General features: G+C 71.7%; 2 protein-coding genes. One reads left to right on the forward strand and one right to left on the reverse strand.

Features of this window, described 5'->3' with window-relative positions:
* The coding region (locus G6030_RS13280) for an AMP-binding protein (protein ID WP_347238664.1) at positions 1-1,646 on the reverse strand (1,646 nt) is incomplete at its 3' end.
* Between the two features lie 431 nt (positions 1,647-2,077).
* Here G6030_RS13280 and G6030_RS13285 point away from each other — a divergent pair.
* On the forward strand, positions 2,078-2,367 hold a 290-nt coding region (locus G6030_RS13285; protein ID WP_182643447.1), incomplete at its 3' end, for a Rho termination factor N-terminal domain-containing protein.

Raw genomic sequence — 2,367 nt, forward strand, 5'->3', positions numbered from 1 at the left:
GGCGCGATCGTCGTGACCTGGTAGTCGCCCGCGGCGTGGCGGGCGCGGATCCGGATCTTGTCGAACTTTCCGACGGTGGTCTGGGGGATGTGGTCGACGAACGCCCAGTGATCGGGGCGTTTCCACGGCTCGACGAGCCCGTCGAGCCCGTCCCACAGCGAGCGGGCGGTCGCGGTGGCGCCGGCCTTGAGACGGACCAGCACGAGGGGCCGGTTGCCCCAGCGTTCGTCGGGCACGCCGACGACCGCGACCTCCGCGACCCGGTCGTCGCGCAGCACCGCGTGCTCGAGTTCGACGGTGGAGATCAGCTCGCCGCCGGAGGCGATGATGTCGTCGACCCGGTCGACCACGTCGAGGTAGCCCCTCGGCGAGATGGTGCCCACGTCGCCGGTGCGGAGCCATCCGTCGACGAACCGGTCGGACGCCTCGTCCCCGAGGTATCCGGCGGTGACCCACGGTCCGCGGATCTGGAGTTCGCCGGCGGACCACCCGTCGTTCGGCTGGACCCGGTCGCCATCGACGAGGCGGGCCTGGACGCCGGCGGGGAACCTGCCCTGGCCGAGCATCTGTGCGCGTCGGTAGGTGGCCGACGAGTGCGGGTCCGGGCGGGCGAACGTGGCGATCGGGCTGGATTCGGTGAGGCCGTAGGCCTGCATGATCGTGACGCCGTGGCGCTTGACGAACGCGTCGAACAGCGCCTCGGGCACGGGGGAGCCGCCGACCAGGACCTCGCTGAGGTGGCCGATCTGTTGGGGGTTCGTCTCGAGGCGTTGGAGGAGACGTTGGAGGGTGGCGGGGGTGGTCGCCATCTTGTTGGGTCGGTAGGTGCCGAGGAGCCCGGCGACGTCGGCGCCGGTGCTCATGACCTTCCCCGGGCGCGGCCTGGCGGTGATGACGCCCGCGCCGGACATGAACGCCGCGTAGGGGAGTCCCCACGACATGACGTGGTACATGGGGATGGTGGTCAGGACGGTGTCGCCGCTGCGCAGCGCCGCGCTCTCGGCCATGCACATCTGCATGGAGTGGAGCCAGATGGACCGGTGGGTGTAGGCGACGCCCTTGGAGGCACCGGTGGTGCCCGACGTGTAGGCGATGGCGGCCGCGGAGCGCTCGTCGAGTTCGGGCCACGGGTAGGTGGTGGGTTGCCCGTCGAGAAGGGCCTCGAGGGCGTGGACCTCGGCGCGCAGGTCACCGGGGGCGGAGGTGACGGTGGCGTCGACGACGACGAGGTGGCGCAGCGTCTCGACCTGTGCGGCAACGGCGTACGCCGAGGGGAGCAGTTCGGGATCGACCAGGATCACCTCGACCCGGTTGTCCCTCAGGGCGGAGAGGATGAAGTCCTGGGAGCGGAGGATGTTCACGGGGAGTGCGACTGCGCCCATGGCCGGCAGCGCGAACATGAACTCGACGACCTCCGTGCGGGCGCCGGAGAGGATGCCCACCACGTCGCCGGGGCGCACGTCGAGGCCGGCGAGCGCGTGTGCGGTGGCGGCGGCGCGGGAGGTGACGACGTCGAAGCGGACGGGCCGCGGCTCGAGGTCGCCGACGAATCCGGTGACGGTGGAACCGCCGTGTCGCTCGGCGGCGTGCTCGAGGATGCGGGAGACGAGCAACGGCGTGTCCGCCATGGTTCCGAACACGGTCACCTCCACGTCGTGCGCCCTCCGGTGTGGTGTACGTTACCGGCCCGGGAGACCGCCCCTCACGGCGGTCGCGACCCGCGCGAGGGGGATGTGCGCGAGATCGGCATCCGGGTAGTATGCTGGTCCTCAGTCACGGGCGCCCGGTCGTCCCCGCGTCCCGAGTCATCTCACTTCCATTCCCGCCGCGGCAGGTCGGTATGGCGTGGGTCGGTCTCGGTCGGAGCGGCCGATCGGCGAGTGGCATACAGGGATCCCCCGCATCGGGCGGTTCTCCCCTCGCGTGGATCCCCCTCAGACGAAAGACCCGTGCCCGGCCATGGTGCCGGTGCGGAAGGCCCACGTGGCCACCCCGGGACGCCGAGTCCGCTTCCCGGACACCTGCTCGATGCGAGGCGGAACACACCGCCCCGGCCCCGGGCCCAGAAAGGATCCTTGTGACCTCGACGGACACCACTTCCACCCCGCCCCAGGGTGCCGCGCTGTCGGCGATGCGACTGCCCGAGCTCAAGGCACTGGCGCAGCAGATGGGCCTCAAGGGCCTCTCGGGTAAGCGCAAGGGCGACCTCGTCGCGATGATCGAAGGCGCGCGAGGCGGCCGCCCCGCTCAGTCCGACGCACCGCGCCGTGCCGAGACCCCGCGCCAGGCAGAGACCCCGCGCGAGGCAGAGACCCCGCGCCAGGCAGAGGCCCCGCGCGAGGCAGAGGCCACGAGCCGGGCCGACGC

The sequence above is a fragment of the Dietzia sp. E1 genome (assembly GCF_014145015.1).
Classification (GTDB): domain Bacteria; phylum Actinomycetota; class Actinomycetes; order Mycobacteriales; family Mycobacteriaceae; genus Dietzia; species Dietzia cinnamea_A.